An 18,347-nucleotide genomic window follows, 5' to 3' on the forward strand; every position below is an offset into this window, starting at 1 on the left:
CGTAGAAGCTGTCAATGTGCTCCATCTCACGCACTGGTTCGTGGGGAGAGGGCCGGACGCGGGGGCCGGCCGGAGGGATCGGCCCGGCGCCGGGCGCCGGCGCGGCTGCGGACCACCGCCCGGGATCGGTTCAGCCGGGCCGGGCCGCCCGGTGGATCAGTTCAGCCGGGCCCGGGCCGCCCGGGCCGCACGCCGTATCGACTCCGCCGCCGTCGGCTCGATGCCGCCGATGACGTCCGCGTACTCCTCCATCTCCACCGCCCCGCGCAGGAAATCCCCTCGCTGGACCAGGAGTTGAGCGCGCTCGTACCGCAGGCGCGCCGGATGGGAGGGGAGCAGGAGCGAGAGCTCGACCGCCCACAGCGCCACGTCGGAGCGTTCGGGGCGGGCCGACGCCCAGGCGCGGATGTTGTTGAGGATGCGCAGCACGATCGCCTGCGGCCGGGCGGGCGTCGGCAGCGACTCGCGCAGCGGCACCCCGGTCGAGCCCGCCACCATCAACTCGGCGTCCTCACCGGTCAGTACGACGCCCCCGGCGAACGGATCGGCCAGCACGTGCTCGGCCGGATCGCCGAAGCCGACCACGAAGTGGCCCGGCAGCGCGACCCCGTGGACCGGGGCGCCCGCCCGCCGCGCCACCTCCATCCACACCACGGAGAGCAGGATCGGCAGCCCCCGGCGGCGGGCCAGCACCTGCTGGAGGAGCGACGACTCCAGCCGCTGGTAGTCGGGGGAGGCGCCGCAGAAGCCGTAGCGGCCGCCGAGCAGTTCGCCCAGCGCCGTCGCCCACTCCAGCGGGGTGGCCAGGCCGTGCGGGAGGAGACCGGCCAGCCGGTCCAGCTCGATCTGCGCCGCGTCGATGCCGTACGGATCGGGGGAGCCGGGCGGCGGCCCGGGCATCGCCTCGGCGCCCACCAGCAGGCAGAGCAGCGCGAGATCGGGCCGTTCCGAGCGGGCCTCCTCGGCGAACCGGGCCCGCCGCCCTGCGGTGGAGAAGTCCTCGGAAGCCGATCCGTCGTCCACGGGGTCCACGTCTGACACCTGTTCCGCCGCTCCGAACGCCCGTGCCTACGCGGAACGGAAGTGGTGGTACCGGTGGTGGGTCGCGAAGCCCATCCGGTCGTACATGGCGATCGCCCCCGCGTTGTCCTCCTCCACCTGGAGCCAGGCCGCCGAGGCGCCCTCCGCCAGCGCGGTACGCGCCAGCGCGGTCATCACCGTGGTGGCGAGGCCCCGGCGCCGGTAGTCCGGGTTCACCTCTATCGCCCCGAAGCCGGCCCACCGGCCGTCCACCACGCACCGGCCGATCGCGGCGGGCGCACCCGCCGGGTCGTCGCCCGGCACGGTCGCGAACCAGACCGACGGACCCTGGGTCAGCACCCGGAGCATCGGAGCCGAGTCCGCTCCGGCGCGGTGGTAGCGCTCCAGCCACCGGGCGTCGGCCGTCCGGTCCAGCAGCACCCGGGAGATGTCCGAGTCCTGGTCACCGATCGGCGCCAGCGCGGCGATCCGCACCTCGGCGGAGACCTCGCGCCGCCAGCCGCGGTCCTCCAGCTCGGCGCAGAGCGCCTCCTGGGTGTCGGCGGCCCCGGTTCCGGTCTGGACGTACGCGGGCAGGCCGCGCTCCGCGTACCAGCGCGTCGCGTGCGCCAGCGCGTCGGCGACCGGCATCCCCGGATCGCCCAGCGGCAGGACCGAGTTGGCGCGGCGGGTGAAGCCGCTCGCGGCGCGCAGCTGCCACTCGCCCAGCGCCTCGCTCTCCACCGGCTGCCAGGCGCGGGCCGTCACCCGGGTGAGTTCCGCGAACGTGGCCGCGGGACCGGGACGGCGTGCCGGGGCGGGAGGGACGACCTTGCCGGCGACGAGCGTGGATTCCGCGATGTGGACACCCTGCCCACTCCTGGGTGTGATCCGGAGCACGCCCGAGTCCCAGGATGTGAGAACACCGACCGTGTCCGTGAACCCGGCCCCCTCGGCACCACCCTCGCAACGGCGGCGGACGGACACGCGTTTTCCCACATCAGCCTGGGTAATACGGACCTCAAGGCGTCCGCCGACGGTGAATTCCACGGCTCCTACCGCCCCTCCTGTTCGGATCGTGCTGAACTACGGAGATACTAGGTGAGGGCATCATCGACGCCGCGCTCCCGCGCGAGAGCCAACGCCCTACCGAGGAGGAACGACAGCGTGACCTACGTCATCGCGCAGCCTTGTGTCGACGTAAAGGACAAGGCCTGCATCGAAGAGTGCCCCGTCGACTGCATCTACGAGGGCCAGCGGTCCTTGTACATCCACCCGGACGAGTGTGTCGACTGCGGTGCCTGTGAGCCGGTCTGTCCGGTCGAGGCCATCTTCTACGAGGACGACACCCCCGAGGAGTGGAAGGACTACTACAAGGCGAACGTCGAGTTCTTCGACGACCTCGGCTCGCCCGGTGGCGCTTCCAAGCTGGGGCTCATCGAGCGCGACCACGCCTTCGTGGCCGCGCTGCCGCCCCAGAACCAGTAGCAAACCGCCTCAGCCCCGCCGCAGCCGGCACCACGCGGCGGCAGATGTGGCGCCCGGTCCCGTACGGTTCGTCACCGTGCGGGACCGAGGTGTTTTCGCCCGTACGAGAAAGCAGAGTTCCGTGTCCGCAGCACTCTCCTCCCGTCTCCCGGAATTCCCCTGGGACCGCCTCGCACCCCACAAGGCCACCGCCGAAGCCCACCCGGACGGCATCGTGGACCTGTCCATCGGCACTCCCGTCGACCCGGTGCCCGCGGTGATCCAGGAAGCGCTCGCCGCAGCGGCCGACAGCCCCGGCTATCCGACGGTCTGGGGGACGGCGGAACTGCGGGACGCGCTCAGCGGCTGGGTGGAGCGGCGCCTCGGCGCGAAGGACGTCACCCACCACCACGTCCTGCCGGTCGTCGGCTCCAAGGAGCTCGTGGCCTGGCTGCCGACCCAGCTCGGCCTGGGCCCCGGCGACAGGATCGCCTTCCCGGCGCTCGCCTACCCGACGTACGAGATCGGCGCCCGGCTCTGCGGCGCGGAAGCCGTCACCTACGACGACCCGACCACGCTCGACCCGGCCGGGCTCAAGCTGCTCTGGCTGAACTCCCCGTCCAACCCGACCGGTCGCGTGCTCTCCGCCGAGGAACTCACCCGGATCGTCGCCTGGGCCCGCGCCCACGACATCCTGGTCGTCAGCGACGAGTGCTACCTGGAACTCGGCTGGGAGGCCGACCCGGTCTCGGTGCTCCACCCGGACGTCAGCGGCGGCTCGTTCGACGGCCTCGTCGCCGTCCACTCGCTCTCCAAGCGGTCCAACCTGGCCGGATACCGGGCGGCGTTCATCGCCGGTGACGCGGCCGTCCTCGGCGAACTGCTCCAGATCCGCAAGCACGGCGGCATGATGACCGCCGCCCCCGTGCAGGCGGCCACCGTGGCGGCCCTCGCCGACGACACCCACGTCGCCGAACAGCGCGCCCGCTACGCCGACCGGCGCGCGGCGCTGCGGACGGCCCTGGAGGGCCACGGCTTCCGCGTCGAGCACAGCGAGGCGAGCCTCTACCTCTGGGTGACCCGCGACGAACCCTGCTGGGACACCGTGGCGTACCTGGCCGGACTCGGCATCCTCGTCGCACCCGGCGAGTTCTACGGCCCGGCCGGAGACCGCTTCGTGCGGGTCGCGTTCACGGCGACCGACGAGCGGGTCGCGGCGGCCGTGAAGCGGCTGACCGCCTGAACCGCGCGGCCTGACCGACAACGCCGAGGGGCCACGGGACTCGGTCCCGTGGCCCCTCGGCGTCACTGATGTCCTGCGGGTAGGCGGCCGGTTCAGCCACCGAGCGGCAGGGCCCCCGCGAGGCGCTCGACGGGCAGCGAACCGCCGGTCGCCTTGTTGGCGGCGCCACCGACGACCTCGGCCGCCTGGCCGGTGGTCTGGCCGGCCTTCTCCTTGGCCTGGGGAGCGACCAGCTCGCCCGCCTGGTTCACCGTCTTCGCGGCGACCGGGACGGCCGTGCCGACCAGCTTGCCGCCCGTCTCGTTCAGCGTCTTCGCGCCCTGCTGGGCGGTGCTGTCCAGGGTGCTGCTCAGGTGCGTGCTGTCCAGCTTGGTCAGGCCGCCCAGGTCCGGCGTCTGCGGGAGACCCGCGGCGTTCGCGGCACCGGCCGCGCCGATCACCGGAGCGGCGGCGGCGATCAGCAGGGCGGCGCGGGCGATACGGCGGGTCAGGGGGAGGGACATGATGCTCCTTCGGCGGGAAGTTCGGCAGTGCTCGTCCGGCGTTCCGGACGGACTGATCAACTGCGCCGGGGGCGGGGGAGGTTGCGGTGGGCCGAGGTAAAGAGTCAGCAATGCGTCGGATAATCCGCACCCCGGACGCATGGTCCGGCAGCGGCGGAACGGCGCGACCGGAGTACCGTCACTTCCCTTGTGGCGCACGGGAAACGAGACGTCCGCCCAACGCCCTCGACCGGTGCGCGGGTACCCCTGCGGCGGTGGCCCGGGATGCCCCCTGCGGGGGATCGGCCGCGCTACTGTGCGAGGCGCATCCGGACCTCGCCGGTGTCTGAATCTGCCGCATCCGCCGGTTTCGTCGCTTCCTTCGATCCTGCCGCATCCGCGCGCCAGCCCGTACCCGGGGTCCACACCCGGCCCGCGTAGCGGACCTCGTCGATGCCGAGTTCGCCGGAGCGGGCGACCGCCCAGAGCGCCAGCGACCAGCCCCGCCGGGCGCCCGTCGTCACGGCACCGCCGTCGGCGGATGCGTCGGACGAGGCGTCGGTGGAGGACGCGCCGGTCCCGTCCGCCGCCTCCGCCCCGCCCGTCGCGCGCTCCGGAACCGGCACCGCGACCGTGCGCGTCGCCGCCGGACCCGCGGACTCCTCGGCCGGCCGGACCCCCTTGCCGAAGTCCCGTACCAGCTCGGTGCGGAGCCGGTCCGGATCGCCCGGGGCGGCGGCCGTCGCGGTGACCGGCTTCGCGCAGTTCAGCGCGGCGGGAATCCGCCCGGTCAGCACCGACGCCAGGAGTATCGCGTCCGGCTCGTGCTGCGCGTACGCCTCCGGGAAACCGCTGCGCTGCACGCGCTGCGCCGCCTCCGTCAGCGGCAGGTCCTGGTAGCCGCTGATCTTCGCGAGGTGCTCGTAGAACTTCCCGGACGCGTACACCGGGTCCTGGATCTGCTCCGCGGTGCCCCAGCCCTGCGAGGGGCGCTGCTGGAAGAGGCCGAGGGAATCCCGGTCGCCGTAGTCGATGTTGCGCAGCTGCGACTCCTGGATCGCGGTCGCCAGCGCGATGGCCACGGCCCGCTCCGGCATCCCGCGCGCGACCCCCACGGCGGCGATCGTCGCCGCGCCGGCGGCCTGGTCGGCGCCCATCTCGTACGTCTGTTCCTCGGCGCCCTTCGTACCGTCGTCGTAGCGCACCTCGCAGCCGGTCAGCAGGTCCTTGCTGCCGGAGAGGTACTGCACCGCGAGATAACCGGCCAGCGCCGCGAGCACGACGAACGCCGCCAGCACCTGGTAGAGGCGGCGGCGGCCGGAACGGCGGCCGGTGGGGGAGGAGAGTGTCGTCCGAGGCACGGGCATACCGTACTGGAGGGTACGGGCCGGGCCGAGATCCGTGCGGCCCCGAGAACCCCCGCCCGGAACGCCCCGGTGTCCGGCCCCGCCGCTCTCCGCCGCCCCGCCGTCCCCCGGCAGAGGCGGGCCCCGCCGGAGTAATAGGGTCGGAGCCATGGCCGAACGCACGCTTGATCTCGCTCTGGACGCACCCGCACTCACCGCCCGACTCGTCGACTTCCCGTCGGTGAGCGGGCAGGAGAAGGACCTGGCGGACGCCATCGAGGCGGCGCTGCGCGCACTGCCGCACCTGACCGTCGACCGGCACGGCAACAACGTGGTCGCCCGCACCCACCTCGGCCGCCCCGAACGCGTGGTCCTGGCCGGTCACATCGACACCGTGCCGATCGCCGACAACGTGCCCTCCCGGCTCGACGAGAACGGCATCCTCTGGGGCTGCGGCACCTCCGACATGAAGTCCGGCGTCGCCGTCCAGCTGCGGATCGCCGCGACCGTCCCCGAGCCCAACCGCGACCTCACCTTCGTCTTCTACGACAACGAAGAGGTCGCCGCCCACCTCAACGGCCTCGGCCACGTCGCCGCCGCCCACCCCGACTGGCTCGAAGGCGACTTCGCCGTCCTCCTGGAGCCCTCCGACGCCCAGGTCGAAGGCGGCTGCCAGGGCACACTCCGCGTGATCCTGCACACCGAGGGCGAACGCGCCCACTCCGCCCGCAGCTGGATGGGGTCCAACGCCATCCACGCCGCCACCCCGATCCTCGCGGCGCTCGCCGCGTACGAACCGCGCCGCCCGGTCATCGACGGCCTCGAATACCGCGAGGGCCTCAACGCGGTGAAGATCGAGGGCGGCGTCGCCACCAACGTGATCCCGGACGCCTGCACCGTCACCGTCAACTACCGCTACGCCCCCGACCGCACCGCCGAGGAGGCCCTCGCGCACGTCCGCGAGGTCTTCGCCGACTGCCCCATCACCGAATTCATCGTGGACGACCACTCCACCGCCGCCATGCCGGGCCTCTCGCACCCCGCGGCGAAGGCGTTCATGGAGGCCGTCGGCGGCACCGCCCAGCCCAAGTTCGGCTGGACCGACGTCTCCCGCTTCGGCGACCTCGGCGTCCCCGCCGTCAACTACGGTCCCGGAGACGCGCTCTACGCCCACAAGCGCGACGAACACGTGGCCACCGCACGGATCACCCACTGCGAGGAGCGCCTGCGCTCCTGGCTCACCAGCTGACCCACGGCATTACCCCGCCCGTAACCTCGACCGATCTAGGCTGACGGGGAACAGCCACAACGCAGGTCGGTGGAGGGAGCAGTCATGGGCAACCCGGAGGACGCGCGGATTCCCGAGCACGCCGAGATTCCCGAGGGCGCGGTCAGGCCCGAGGAACAGCGGCTGGGCCCGGTACTGCGCCGCAGGGAACAGGTACAGCCCGGCACGACCGATCAGCGGCTGCTGGACTCCGAGGACGACTCGGAATGGGTGCACACCGACCCCTGGCGGGTCATGCGCATCCAGTCCGAGTTCGTCGAAGGGTTCGGGGCGCTCGCCGAGCTGCCCAGCGCGATCAGCGTCTTCGGCTCCGCCCGCACCGCGGCGGACACCCCGGAGTACGACGCCGGGGTACGGATCGGCCGGGCGCTCGTCGACGCGGGCTTCGCCGTCATCACCGGCGGCGGCCCCGGCGCGATGGAGGCCGCCAACAAGGGCGCCAGGGAAGCGAAGGGGATCTCGGTCGGACTCGGCATCGAGCTGCCCTTCGAGTCCGGGCTGAACCCGCACGTCGACATCGGCGTCAACTTCCGCTACTTCTTCGTCCGCAAGACGATGTTCGTCAAGTACGCCCAGGGCTTCGTCGTCCTCCCCGGCGGCCTCGGCACCCTGGACGAACTCTTCGAGGCGCTGACCCTCGTCCAGACCGGCAAGGTCACCCGGTTCCCGATCGTGCTCTTCGGCTCCGCCTACTGGAGCGGTCTCGTCGACTGGCTCCGGAACACCGTGGTCGCCCAGGGCAAGGCGTCCGAGAGGGACCTGCTGCTCTTCCACGTCACCGACGACGTGGACGAGGCGGTGGCCCTGGTGACGAAGGAGGTCGGCCGGTAGGCCCACCTCGTCACCGGTTCTCCGGTGCGTCCCCGGTCCGTCCGGTCCCTCCCGGGCCGGACGGACCGGACCCCGGCGTCCTACGCCAGCCCGCGCCGCGCCACCGCGGGCGGCCGGTGGCCGGCGATCGACGCGACCATGTCCAGTACCTGACGGGTCTCCGCCACCTCGTGCACCCGGTACACCTGGGCCCCCAGCCACGCGGAGACCGCCGTGGTCGCCAGCGTCCCGATCACCCGCTCCTTGACCGGGCGGTCCAGGGTCTCGCCGACGAAGTCCTTGTTGGAGAGCGAGACCAGCACCGGCCAGCCGGTCGCCGTCATCTCGTCGAGACGCCGGGTGGCCTCCAGCGAGTGCCGGGTGTTCTTCCCGAAGTCGTGACCGGGATCGATCATGATCGCGTCCCGGCGCACCCCCAGCTCCACCGCCCGCTCCGCCAGCCCCAGGGTGACCTCCAGGATGTCCGCCATCACGTCCTCGTACTCCACCCGGTGCGGGCGGGTACGCGGCTCCGCGCCCCCCGCGTGGGTGCAGACCAGCCCCGCGCCGTACCGGGCGGCGACCTCCGCCAGCTTCGGGTCCACCCCGCCCCACGCGTCGTTCAGCACGTCGGCGCCGGCCTCGCACACCGCCTCGCCCACGTCGTGCCGCCAGGTGTCCACGCTGATCACCACGTCCGGGTGGCGGCGGCGGACCTCCGCGACGAACCCGACCGTGCGCCGCGCCTCCTCCTCGGCGGACACCTCCTCGCCCGGTCCCGCCTTCACGCCGCCGATGTCGATGATCGCGGCGCCCTCCGCGACCGCCTGCTCGACCCGGGCGAGCGCCGGCTCGTCCCGGAACGTGGCGCCCTGGTCGTAGAAGGAGTCGGGGGTCCGGTTCACGATTGCCATGATCACCGGTTCGTGCGGACCGAATTCCCGCCGTCCCAGCCTGAGTGGACCGCTTCGCATCCCGTGTTCCTCCTCGTAGATCGACCCTGGGGCCGAACCAACGACCCTAACTGTCACCGGCGCATGGCACGATCGGACCCGGACTGATTCCCGCCCTCTGGGGAGGCGCACGTGTTCTTGTTCCTGTTGCTCGCGATGGTCGTGGTCGTCGCCGCGGTCACCCTTGCCGTGGTCGGTGGGGGCGACCGCGCGGTGCTCCAGGACACCGCGCCCGAGTTCCCCACCGACCCGCTGCCGGTGACCCGGCCCCTGGTCACCGCCGACATGGAGCAGCTCCGGCTGCCGATGGCCGTACGCGGCTACCGCATGGCCGACGTCGACGAGGCGCTCGACCGGGTCGCCGCCGAGCTGGCCGAGCGCGACGCCCGGATCGCCGACCTGGAGTCGGCGCTCGCCGGAGCCCTCGCGCAGGACGCGCCCGGGCCCGACCTCCGCAAGCGGCCCACCGACCTCAAGCCCGGCGACGAAGACGGAGAGACCCGATGAGCGGCGGAGCCGAACCCGGCCCGGACGGCAGGCTGCGCTGCCCCTGGGGCCTCAGCACCGAGGACTACCTCGCCTACCACGACACCGAGTGGGGCCGGCCGGTCCACGGCGACGACGCCCTCTTCGAACGCCTCTGCCTGGAAGCGTTCCAGTCCGGCCTCTCCTGGCTGACGATCCTGCGCCGCCGGGAGGGCTTCCGCGCCGCCTTCGCCGGGTTCGAGATCGCCGAGGTCGCACGGTTCACCGACGCCGACAAGGAGCGCCTCCTCGCCGACGCCGGCATCATCCGCAACCGCGCCAAGATCGACGCCACCCTCGCCAACGCCCGGGTGCTCGCCGAGTGGGCCCCCGGCGAGCTGGACGAGCTGATCTGGTCGTACGCCCCCGATCCGGCCACCCGGCCCGCCCCCCGGAAGCTCGGGGACGTGGCGGCCGTCACACCGGAGTCCACGGCGCTCGCCAAGGCGCTGAAGAAGCGGTCCGTCCGCTTCGTCGGCCCGACCACCGCCCACGCCCTGATGCAGGCGTGCGGACTGGTGGACGACCACCTCGCCGACTGCGTGGCGCGGGGCGCCACCGGCTGACACCGGCCCCCGGGCCGCCCGGTACGCGGCCCGGAGGGCGGTTCTCACTTGCCGAGGTACCGCGGCTTCTCCTTGGCGAGGAACGCCTTCACCGCGATGGTGTGGTCCTGCGAGGCGCCCGCCGCCGTCTGGAGCTCGTCCTCCTTCTCCAGCGTCTCGGCCAGGGTGTGCCCCGCGCCGTACGCCATCGACGCCTTCAGCGCCGCGTACGCCACGGTCGGCCCGTCCGCCAGCGCGCGCGCCACCGACGCGGCCTCGGCCGCGAGGTCGGCCGCCGGCACGACCCGGTTGACCAGGCCCAGCCCGTACGCCTCGGCCGCCGTGATCGACCGCGGGAAGAGCAGCAGGTCGGCGGCGCGGCTCGGCCCGATCAGCCGGGGCAGCGTCCAGGACATCCCCGAGTCGGCGGTCAGCGCGACCCCCGCGAACGAGGTGTTGAAGGAGGCGGTGTCGGCGACCACCCGGTAGTCGGCGGCGAGCGCGAAGCCGAAACCGGCCCCGGCGGCGACCCCGTTCACCCCCGCCACGACCGGCTTCTCCATCCCGGTGATGGCCAGCACGATCGGGTTGTAGTGCTCGCTCACCGTGCTCAGCGCGTTGCCGCCGCCCGTCTCCTGCGCGGCCGCCAGCGAGGCGATGTGCTCCTTCAGGTCCTGGCCGACGCAGAAGGCGCGCCCGGTGGCCGTGAGCAGGACGGCGCGCACCGAGGAGTCACCGGCGGCGGCGTGCAGCGCGTCCCGCAGGGCGACCTTGGCCGCCGTGTTCATGGCGTTCATCGCGTCCGGCCGGTTGAGGGTGATCGTCGCCAGTCCGTCGCTCACCTCGTAGAGCACGGCGCTCGCCAGTTCCTCGGCCATGGTGGTGTCCCCTCGCTGTCCAGGTTCGGTGCTTCGCCAGGCAAGCATGGCCGACGCCCCGCCGGGCCGACATGTGACCTGCGTCTAACGATTGGCTCTCACCTCGGGCCGCGAGGGGGCGAAGTATCGCAGCCGGATCGCCGAATTGGGTGGTTTTGGTGGTGTGCGTTGCGCAAGCGATGCCGATCGATGTTGGTCATCGGGGTGTCGCATGCGGGATAATGACCTGGAAGCAATGTGTTCGATGCCGGTGAGGCAGCGCCTGTCATGGGGCCGCCGGTTGCGATTGAGCTGGTTTCAGGAAGGGGAACGAGCATGGCGGCCATGAAGCCGCGGACGGGCGACGGCCCGCTCGAGGTGACAAAGGAGGGGCGGGGCATCGTCATGCGCGTTCCGCTCGAAGGCGGCGGTCGGCTCGTTGTCGAGCTGACTCCGGACGAGGCAGACGCGCTCGGCGACGCGCTCAAGAAGGTTGTCGGCTGACCCTCTGCGCGCCCACACTTCACTTCTGCCCCGGCACGGTTCACCGTGCCGGGGCAGAAGCGTGTCCGGGGCCGTATACGAAAGGGTCGCGCGGCCCGCGCCGGTGAGCGGCTTGCCGGGCCCGGTCCGGAGCGCACGGCTCAGCCGCGGCGGACCGCGCAGAGCAGCCCGTCGCCGACCGGCAGCAGCGTGGACATCAGCTCCTGGCTCTCCCGCACCGCCCGCAGCAGCTCCCGGATGCGCTGGACCTCGGCGGGCTGGGCGGCCGCGTCGACCGTACGGCCGTCCGCGAAGACCCCCTCGAAGCAGACGACCCCGCCCCGGCGGAGCAGACGCAACGATTCGGCCAGGTACTCCAGGCTCTCCAGCCGGTCGCCGTCGCAGAAGACGAGGTCGTACCCGCCGTCCGCGAGGCGCGGCAGGACGTCCAGCGCACGGCCGGGGATGAAGCGGGAGCGGTTGGTGGCGAACCCCGCCGAGCGGAACGCCTCACGGGCGAACTGCTGACGCTCCGGCTCGGGGTCGACGGTGGTCAGCACCCCGTCCGGGCGCATCCCGTTCAGCAGGTAGATGCCGGACACGCCGGTACCGGTGCCGATTTCCGCCACCGCTTTGGCGTCCGCCGCGGCGGCGAGCAGCCGCAGTGCGGCACCCGTGCCGGGGGAGACGGAGCGGATCCCGAACGACCTGGACCGCTCGCGGGCCAGGTACAGAGCCTCGTCCTCGGGGACAAAGGCGTCGGCGAACGCCCAGCTCGTCTGCCGGTTGGCGGTAATGACCCTCTCCTGTCCCCGTAGTTGGCGCAACGGTGACTGTATCCGCTGCGCAGGGGAACCCGCAGATGGGACCGGACGTTGGGGAGGGAGAGGGGAAAGCGCCCGAAGGGGGCCCGCGGATCGGGCCCACCGGACCGGCGGAAGCAGGCCCCGGGCACCGCCCGGCCCCTCCGAAAAAGGCTTATACGGAGCTAACGGGCGAGGTGGCTATGGTAGGGGCTCCACTGGACACCACCAGAGCCGACAGGGGAGGTGCGGCTGCGCCTGGGGATCGGGGAGGAGCGCTGCGGCGCTTTCTCAGGTCGGCGGGTGAGCCGAAATCCGTGACCAACAACGCTGACCGTTCTTCCAACGATTCCGCAACGACCGCGACCTTCGCCTCCGACACGGAATCCCCGGCGTGGACCCCGCCCTCATGGGAAGAGATCGTCAGCACCCACAGCGGTCGCGTGTACCGACTCGCGTACCGGCTGACGGGCAACCAGCACGATGCGGAGGACCTCACCCAAGAGGTGTTCGTCCGCGTCTTCCGGTCGCTGTCGACCTACACCCCCGGCACCTTCGAGGGGTGGCTGCACCGCATCACCACCAACCTCTTCCTCGACATGGTCCGCCGCAAGCAGCGGATCCGTTTCGACTCCCTCGGGGACGACGCGGCCGAGCGGCTGCCCAGCCGTGAGCCGTCGCCGCAGCAGGCGTTCAACGACACCCACTTCGACGCGGACGTGCAGCAGGCGCTGGACACCCTCGCGCCCGAATTCCGTGCCGCCGTGGTGCTCTGCGACATCGAGGGACTGAGCTACGAAGAAATCGCGGCCACCCTCGGCGTCAAGCTGGGCACCGTGCGCAGCCGCATCCACCGAGGCCGTTCGCATCTGCGCAAGGCGCTCAAGCACCGGTCTCCCGAAGCCCGCGCCGAACAGCGCTCCCTGGCGGGCGCGGTCCTCGTGGGGGAGGGCGGAACGGCGTGACCCCCACAGGCCCCACCCCTGCCGAGCAGCACTTGGGGGACCGGCTCGCCGCCCTGGTCGACGGCGAGCTCAAGCACGACGCCCGCGAACGCGTCCTGGCCCACCTCGCCACCTGCGCCCGCTGCAAGGCGGAGGCCGATGCCCAACGGCGGGTCAAGTCCGTGTTCGCGCAGACGGCTCCCCCCTCACCCAGCGAGGGCTTCCTCGCCCGCCTCCAGGGCCTTCCCGGGGGCACCGGCGCCGACGACGGATTCCCGCGCGGGCCCTTCGGCCCCGACGGGCGGCCGGTCGACGACTACCGCCTCCCGGGCGGCCCCTCCGGCGGCCCCGGCGGCCGCCGGACGGAGAAGGTCCCCTCGCCGCTGGACGGCTTCGGCTACCTCCCCACCGCGCACGGAGCGGGCTCCGTGCTGCCCGGCGGCGCCGGCGGCTTCCGCATACACGAGGTGGCCCGCGAGGCCGACCGCTCCCCGTGGCGCGCCCGCCGGTTCGCGTTCGCGGCCGCCAGCGCCGTCTCGCTGGCGGCGATCGCCCTGGGCGGCGCCATCCCGGTGGACGACGCGTTCGACGCTCCGCTGCGTGCCGAGGGGGCCGGCTCCGCGAGGACCCCGCTCGACGCCGACGAACGCGCGGCGAGCGGAATCGCCTCGGCCAGCCGGGGCAGTTCCCAGGGCGGCGCCCTCTCCGTGGAGGACCGTTCCGGCATCACCTCCACCTCCACCTTCGCGGCGTCCTCCGCACCGGTGGGGCTCACCACCACCACCTCGCCGGGCCTGTCCGGCACCGGCACGGAGACCCTCCTCGGGGCCGGGCAGGAGCACACGCAGCCGACGCGGAAGGTCTCGCTGGCCTCGCTGATATGCCCCAGCACGGCGTCCCCGCTCCTCGCGCCGCTCTTCCCCGCCGCGGCCGCGCAGCCGAGGGTCACCGCGTCCGCCACCGTCGCCGCCCCGTCCCCGTCCGCCCCGGCGCCGTCCGCCGCGTCGTCCGCCGCCCCGTCCGCCTCCGCCACGCCGCTCTCGGCCCTGCCGTCGGCGCAGCAGGCGCTGCGCTGAACTCCCCCGCGCCGGTCACGCCCGGCGCGGGACCGGCATCCCCCGGGGGCCCGCACCGACAGCCCTCCTCAGCGACTCCCCGCCGTCGCCGCTCGCCCCGCCCAAAACCTGGTTGAATTCCGCTCGGAGCGCTCCGGGGAGGGCGTGCGGAGGCCATGTGCGGGGAGAGTATGGACGAGGGACAGCCCACCGGACCGAAGCCGAAGTGGTGGAGCCGCCCCGCGACGGGACCCACCCCCCTCGCTCCGGAACCCGCACCCGTACCGGTCGCCCATGAACCCTCCGCGCCGCTCGCCGACGGACCCGTACCGGTGGCCGACGGACCCGCGCCGGTCGCCCACGAACCTTCCGCCCCGGTGACCGACGCACCCGCCTCCACCGCCCCGGGGGTCCCCGGGCCCCGTACCCCCGGCGCCGCGCGCCCGCTGCACGAGCCCGACGAGTACGGCACCCCGCCCTACGGCGGCCCCGGCCCCTGGGCGCCCGCCCCGCCGGTCCAGCACCCCGCCACGACCCCGGCGCACGGCACCCCCGTGCCCGGGGCGTACGCCACGCACGCGGCCCACGCGACGGCTCCCCGAACGCCCTGGCAGCACTACGACCCCTGGGCCGCGGGCTCCCCGCTGCAGCAGTCGCCGGCCCGGACCGTCCCGGGGACCTCAGGGGTCATCCAGGCGGCGGGGCGTCCGGGCGGGCGGCGCGGGTCGCTGCTCGTCGGGGCCGTACTCCTCGCGCTGGTCGCGGGCGCCATCGGCGGCGGGGTCGGCGCGTACGTCGAACGGAACGGCGGCATCACCACCGTGCACCTCCCGCAGGCCGACGGCGTACCCGCGGGCCGGGCACCGGACAGCGTCGCCGGGATCGCCGCGAGCGCCCTGCCGGGCGTGGTCACCCTGCACGTCAGCGGCAGCGGGGAATCCGGCACGGGCACCGGGTTCGTCCTCGACGGCCAGGGCCACATCCTCACCAACAACCACGTCGTCGCGCCCGCCGGTTCGTCCGGCGACATCACCGTGACGTTCAGCGGCGGCGAGAGCGCGAGGGCCGAGGTGGTCGGCAAGGACAGCGGCTACGACCTGGCCGTGGTCAAGGTCAGCGGGGTCTCCGGGCTGCGGCCACTGGCGCTCGGCAACTCCGACAACGTCGAGGTCGGCGACCCGGTGGTGGCCATCGGCGCCCCGTACGACCTGTCGAACACCGTCACCTCAGGGATCATCAGCGCCAAGCAGCGCCCGATCACCTCCGGCGGCGAGGCGGCCGGTTCCACCGACGTCAGCTACGTCGACGCCCTCCAGACCGACGCACCCATCAACCCCGGCAACTCCGGCGGCCCGCTCCTCGACGCCCGGGCTCAGGTGATCGGCATCAACAGCGCCATCCGCGCGGCCGACACCGGCTCCGCCGAGACCGGCGCCCAGGCCGGGTCGATCGGCCTCGGGTTCGCCATACCGATCAACCAGGGCAAGCGGGTCGCCGAGGAACTCATCAACACCGGCAAGGCCACCCACCCGGTCATCGGCGTCACCCTCGACATGGAGTACCTGGGCGACGGCGCGAAGGTGAACACCCGGGGCGGGGGCGGTACCGCCGCCGTCACCGAGGGCGGCCCCGGTGACCTGGCGGGCATCCGGCCGGGCGACGTCATCACGGCGGTGGACGGCGTGCGCGTCCACAACGGCGAGGAGCTCATCGTGAAGATCCGCGCCCACCGCCCCGGAGACCGGCTCGTCCTGAAGCTCGTACGCGGGGGTAAAGAGCTGTCCATGACTTTGACCCTGGGGTCCGTGACCGGCACCTGAACGTCCACGCGAGGTACCGTCCGTACAGCTTGGCCAGGTACCGTTTGCACGGCCGGACTTTCCGGCCGTGCCGGTGGGAGACCACGCGACGAACACGCGGAGCACACGAGGAGCGGCAAAGTGTTCAACGACATAGGCGCACTTGAGCTGCTTACTCTCGGGATTCTCGCCGTCCTGGTCTTCGGCCCGGACAAGCTGCCGAAGGTCATCCAGGACGTCACGCGCACGATCCGCAAGATCCGTGAGTTCTCGGACAGCGCCAAGGAAGACATCCGCTCCGAGCTGGGACCGCAGTTCAAGGACTTCGAGTTCGAGGACCTGAACCCGAAGACGTTCATCCGCAAGCAGCTGATGGACGGCGAGGACGATCTCGGGCTCAAGGAGATCCGCGAGAGCTTCGACCTCCGCAAGGAGATCACCGACATGACCGACGCCGTGCACGGCCGCGAGAGCGTGGCCTCCGCGGCGGCGGCGACGGTGGCCTCGGCCGGGTCGGACGTCGGCGCGCTGACGAAGTCCCCCGCCGCCGACCCCCTGGCGAAGACGGACCCCCTGGCGAAGGCGGACCCCCTGAAGAAGGCCGCTCCGGCCGCTCAGGACGACCGTCCGCCGTTCGACGCCGACGCCACCTGAGACCCGTCAATCCCGGCTCGTCCGGACGGTATGGCTATTCTCCATCTGTCCGGTTGCGAGGATGCCCGAGCCCGCGGGGGGCGGGCCGCTCCGGATCTGAGATCGAGGAGGCGGCCGGGTAGATGGAGACCACGAGTCGGGTTGACACGGATGGCACGCCCAGCACGGACACCGCGGAGGCGGAGGGGGTGCCCTCGGCCCGGCCTGCGGTCGTCGACGGCTATCTGCAGGCGTCCTTCCCCTGGTACGCACTGGACGAGGCGTTCACCGGTCCGCGCAGGCTGACCCCGGTCGGCCGGGCGGCGGACGGCGCCGTCCAGCACGGCGCGATCGGCCACGGCGACGAGCCGCTGGCACGCCCCGACACGGGCCCCGAGAAGGAGCGGTTCGCCGTCGTGGTGACCGTGGCCAGCAGCCCCGTACGCGGCAGTGGCGACGGCACCGGAACCCTGGAGGCCACCACGGTGTCCACGGTGGCCTGGCTGGCCGGCTCCGGGCTGCTCGCCTGCACCTGGCCGCAGCAGCTCGACCACGGCCTGCGCGACGACTGGCTCGACCAGCAGACGGAGATCGCGTTCGAGCTCGCCGACGAGCTGGACGAGGCGCCCTGGTCGACGCTCTCACTGCCGGTGGACGGCGTGCCGGTCGAGTTCCACTACCGCGAGTCCGAGTTCGGCTGGGTGCTGGCCGGATCAGCGAAGGGCGTGCACCTCGGCGCGTACGGGCGGGGGATGAGCGCGTACGGGCTGGGCTTCTCGGCCGTCGAGGACGTCGCCGCCTACGCCTGAGCCGTACGCGGCACCGGCCATCGGCAGCACCGGCCATAGGCATCACCGGCCGGACGCACGAGGAGCCGGGCGGTCCGTTTTCCCACGGACCGCCCGGCTCCTCGGCCGTCTCAGAACTTGTTGCGCGGGGTGATGCCCAGCGACATGCCGGACAGGCCGCGCTGACGGCCTCCCAGCTTCTCCGCGATGGAGCGCAGCGCCCGGCCCGCGGGGGAGTCCGGGTCGGAGAGCACGACCGGCTTGCCCTCGTCGCCGCCCTCGCGGAGCCGTACGTCGATCGGGATCGAGCCGAGCACCGGCACCTCGGCGCCGACCGTCTTCGTCAGACCGTCGGCCACCCGCTGACCGCCGCCGCTGCCGAACACGTCGACCATCTCGTCGCAGTGCGGGCACGGCATGCCCGACATGTTCTCCACGACACCGGCGATCTTCTGGTGCGTCTGCACCGCGATCGAACCGGCCCGCTCGGCGACCTCGGCCGCCGCCTGCTGCGGGGTGGTGACGACGAGAATCTCCGCGTTCGGCACCAGCTGCGCCACCGAGATCGCGATGTCACCGGTGCCCGGCGGCAGGTCGAGCAGCAGGACGTCGAGGTCGCCCCAGTAGACGTCGGCGAGGAACTGCTGGAGCGCGCGGTGCAGCATCGGGCCGCGCCAGACCACCGGGGCGTTGCCCGGGGTGAACATGCCGATGGAGATGACCTTCACGCCGTGCGCCGACGGCGGCATGATCATGTTCTCGACCTGGGTCGGCTTGCCGTCCGCACCGAGCATGCGGGGCACGCTGTGGCCGTAGATGTCCGCGTCGACGACGCCCACCTTCAGCCCGTCGGCCGCCATCGCCGCGGCGAGGTTGACCGTCACCGAGGACTTGCCGACGCCGCCCTTGCCGGACGCGACCGCGTAGACGCGGGTGAGCGAGCCGGGCTTGGCGAAGGGCACCTCGCGCTCGGCGGTACCGCCGCGCAGCGCGCCCGCCAGCTCCTTGCGCTGCTCGTCGCTCATCACGTCGAGGGTGACCTCGACCCGCGAGACGCCCTCCACCGCGGCGACCGCGTCGGTCACGTTCCTGGTGATGGTCTCGCGCATCGGGCAGCCGGAGACCGTGAGGTACACCGTGACAGCCACCACACCGTCAGGATCGATCTCGACCGATTTCACCATGCCGAGTTCGGTGATCGGACGGTGGATCTCCGGGTCGTTCACTGTCGCCAGTGCTTCGCGCACCGCGTCTTCCGTAGCCATACGACGATGTTACGGCGCGTTGCGCTACGCGCGGGTAGCCC

20 protein-coding genes are annotated in these 18,347 nt (G+C 72.7%); 12 read left to right on the top strand and 8 right to left on the bottom strand.

What is annotated here, in order from left to right; all coding sequences use genetic code 11:
- Positions 1–156: 156 nt before the first annotated feature.
- Entirely contained in the window at positions 157–1,023 is an 867-nt protein-coding gene (locus ACWCWD_RS09610; RefSeq protein ID WP_450771913.1) for a transglutaminase-like domain-containing protein, read from the bottom strand.
- Positions 1,024–1,068: 45 nt separating this feature from the next.
- Positions 1,069–2,070 (bottom strand): GNAT family N-acetyltransferase, encoded by a 1,002-nt coding sequence (locus tag ACWCWD_RS09615; RefSeq protein WP_450771521.1) that lies wholly within the window; start codon positions 2,068–2,070, stop codon positions 1,069–1,071.
- Between the two features lie 117 nt (positions 2,071–2,187).
- Here ACWCWD_RS09615 and fdxA point away from each other — a divergent pair, with 117 nt between their 5' ends.
- Positions 2,188–2,508: a ferredoxin gene (fdxA, locus tag ACWCWD_RS09620; RefSeq protein ID WP_065490770.1), complete on the top strand. Its 321-nt coding sequence runs from the start codon at positions 2,188–2,190 to the stop codon at positions 2,506–2,508.
- Positions 2,509–2,629: 121 nt separating this feature from the next.
- On the top strand, positions 2,630–3,730 hold the full coding sequence (dapC, locus tag ACWCWD_RS09625; RefSeq protein WP_450771523.1) for a succinyldiaminopimelate transaminase: 1,101 nt from the start codon (positions 2,630–2,632) through the stop codon (positions 3,728–3,730).
- A gap of 92 nt (positions 3,731–3,822) precedes the next feature.
- Here dapC and ACWCWD_RS09630 read toward each other — a convergent pair whose 3' ends face one another.
- Both ACWCWD_RS09630 and ACWCWD_RS09635 read right to left on the bottom strand, forming a co-directional pair.
- Entirely contained in the window at positions 3,823–4,233 is a 411-nt protein-coding gene (locus ACWCWD_RS09630) for an ATP-binding protein (RefSeq protein WP_450771524.1), read from the bottom strand.
- 290 nt (positions 4,234–4,523) lie between these two features.
- Positions 4,524–5,579 carry a hypothetical protein gene (locus tag ACWCWD_RS09635; protein ID WP_450771525.1) on the bottom strand — a complete coding sequence of 352 codons (1,056 nt, stop codon included), beginning with the start codon at positions 5,577–5,579 and terminating at the stop codon, positions 4,524–4,526.
- A gap of 148 nt (positions 5,580–5,727) precedes the next feature.
- On the opposite strand from ACWCWD_RS09635, the gene dapE reads away from it, so the two are divergent.
- Both dapE and ACWCWD_RS09645 read left to right on the top strand, forming a co-directional pair.
- Complete coding sequence (dapE, locus tag ACWCWD_RS09640) at positions 5,728–6,807, top strand: succinyl-diaminopimelate desuccinylase (RefSeq protein WP_450771527.1); 1,080 nt, start codon at positions 5,728–5,730, stop codon at positions 6,805–6,807.
- An 84-nt stretch (positions 6,808–6,891) separates the two neighbouring features.
- Positions 6,892–7,677 carry an LOG family protein gene (locus ACWCWD_RS09645; RefSeq protein WP_450771529.1) on the top strand — a complete coding sequence of 262 codons (786 nt, stop codon included), beginning with the start codon at positions 6,892–6,894 and terminating at the stop codon, positions 7,675–7,677.
- 80 nt (positions 7,678–7,757) lie between these two features.
- Here ACWCWD_RS09645 and folP read toward each other — a convergent pair whose 3' ends face one another.
- On the bottom strand, positions 7,758–8,630 hold the full coding sequence (folP, locus tag ACWCWD_RS09650; protein ID WP_450771531.1) for a dihydropteroate synthase: 873 nt from the start codon (positions 8,628–8,630) through the stop codon (positions 7,758–7,760).
- 111 nt (positions 8,631–8,741) lie between these two features.
- Here folP and ACWCWD_RS09655 point away from each other — a divergent pair, with 111 nt between their 5' ends.
- Both ACWCWD_RS09655 and ACWCWD_RS09660 read left to right on the top strand, forming a co-directional pair.
- Positions 8,742–9,116 carry a DivIVA domain-containing protein gene (locus ACWCWD_RS09655; RefSeq protein WP_450771533.1) on the top strand — a complete coding sequence of 125 codons (375 nt, stop codon included), beginning with the start codon at positions 8,742–8,744 and terminating at the stop codon, positions 9,114–9,116.
- Complete coding sequence (locus ACWCWD_RS09660) at positions 9,113–9,700, top strand: DNA-3-methyladenine glycosylase I (protein ID WP_450771534.1); 588 nt, start codon at positions 9,113–9,115, stop codon at positions 9,698–9,700. Before ACWCWD_RS09655 ends, ACWCWD_RS09660 begins: the two co-directional genes overlap by 4 nt.
- A gap of 44 nt (positions 9,701–9,744) precedes the next feature.
- Here the strand turns inward: ACWCWD_RS09660 and chcB are convergent, their stop codons facing one another.
- On the bottom strand, positions 9,745–10,557 hold the full coding sequence (chcB, locus tag ACWCWD_RS09665) for a 2-cyclohexenylcarbonyl CoA isomerase (protein WP_450771536.1): 813 nt from the start codon (positions 10,555–10,557) through the stop codon (positions 9,745–9,747).
- Positions 10,558–10,872: 315 nt separating this feature from the next.
- Here chcB and ACWCWD_RS09670 point away from each other — a divergent pair, with 315 nt between their 5' ends.
- The gene (locus ACWCWD_RS09670; RefSeq protein WP_003966491.1) at positions 10,873–11,040 is read left to right on the top strand and encodes a DUF3117 domain-containing protein; all 168 of its coding nucleotides are present in this window, start codon (positions 10,873–10,875) and stop codon (positions 11,038–11,040) included.
- A 140-nt stretch (positions 11,041–11,180) separates the two neighbouring features.
- Here ACWCWD_RS09670 and ACWCWD_RS09675 read toward each other — a convergent pair whose 3' ends face one another.
- A complete protein-coding gene (locus ACWCWD_RS09675; protein ID WP_386887463.1) occupies positions 11,181–11,846 on the bottom strand; it encodes an O-methyltransferase in 666 nt (221 codons plus the stop codon).
- Positions 11,847–12,025: 179 nt separating this feature from the next.
- Between ACWCWD_RS09675 and sigE the strand changes: the two genes are divergently transcribed.
- The 5 genes from sigE to ACWCWD_RS09700 all read left to right on the top strand — a co-directional run bounded on the left by sigE (position 12,026) and on the right by ACWCWD_RS09700 (position 17,062).
- Complete coding sequence (sigE, locus tag ACWCWD_RS09680) at positions 12,026–12,787, top strand: RNA polymerase sigma factor SigE (protein WP_450771538.1); 762 nt, start codon at positions 12,026–12,028, stop codon at positions 12,785–12,787.
- Positions 12,784–13,842 (top strand): zf-HC2 domain-containing protein, encoded by a 1,059-nt coding sequence (locus ACWCWD_RS09685; RefSeq protein WP_450771540.1) that lies wholly within the window; start codon positions 12,784–12,786, stop codon positions 13,840–13,842. The genes sigE and ACWCWD_RS09685 overlap by 4 nt, the downstream gene beginning before the upstream one ends.
- Positions 13,843–14,012: 170 nt before the next feature.
- Positions 14,013–15,641: a trypsin-like peptidase domain-containing protein gene (locus ACWCWD_RS09690; protein WP_450771542.1), complete on the top strand. Its 1,629-nt coding sequence runs from the start codon at positions 14,013–14,015 to the stop codon at positions 15,639–15,641.
- A 120-nt stretch (positions 15,642–15,761) separates the two neighbouring features.
- Positions 15,762–16,274, top strand: coding sequence for a sec-independent translocase (locus ACWCWD_RS09695; RefSeq protein WP_450771544.1), 513 nt, complete (start codon positions 15,762–15,764; stop codon positions 16,272–16,274).
- 122 nt (positions 16,275–16,396) lie between these two features.
- The gene (locus ACWCWD_RS09700; RefSeq protein WP_450771546.1) at positions 16,397–17,062 is read left to right on the top strand and encodes a hypothetical protein; all 666 of its coding nucleotides are present in this window, start codon (positions 16,397–16,399) and stop codon (positions 17,060–17,062) included.
- A 110-nt stretch (positions 17,063–17,172) separates the two neighbouring features.
- On the opposite strand, the gene ACWCWD_RS09705 is transcribed toward ACWCWD_RS09700, so the two are convergent.
- Positions 17,173–18,306 (bottom strand): Mrp/NBP35 family ATP-binding protein, encoded by a 1,134-nt coding sequence (locus ACWCWD_RS09705; protein ID WP_450771548.1) that lies wholly within the window; start codon positions 18,304–18,306, stop codon positions 17,173–17,175.
- Positions 18,307–18,347 lie beyond the last annotated feature (41 nt).

The organism is Streptomyces sp. NPDC001493 (assembly GCF_053597235.1).